The organism is Ligilactobacillus ubinensis (assembly GCF_024160875.1).
Classification (GTDB): Bacteria; Bacillota; Bacilli; order Lactobacillales; family Lactobacillaceae; genus Ligilactobacillus; species Ligilactobacillus ubinensis.
Map to the genome: position 1 here is coordinate 1 of NZ_JAIULA010000073.1, position 257 is coordinate 257.

At 32.7% G+C, this 257-nt stretch carries 1 protein-coding gene; it reads right to left on the minus strand.

Annotated elements, in window-relative coordinates; all coding sequences use genetic code 11:
- On the minus strand, nucleotides 1–257 hold a 257-nt coding region (gene tnpA / locus LB941_RS12440), incomplete at both ends, for an IS200/IS605 family transposase (RefSeq protein WP_253362279.1).

Genomic DNA, 257 nt, shown 5'->3' on the forward strand with positions numbered 1-257 from the left:
TCTTGATCTTGAATATACTTTTTGATGGTTGTTTCATTCATTCCAACCGTACTTACATAATATCCTTCCGACCAAAAATGACGATTCCCAAATTTGTACTTTAAATTTGCATGCTGATCAAACATCATTAATGCACTTTTACCTTTTAAATATCCCATAAAACTTGAAACACTTAATTTTGGTGGAATGCTTAAAAGTAAATGCACATGGTCTGGCATCATATGACCCTCCAGAATCTTTACTCCTTTATACTGACA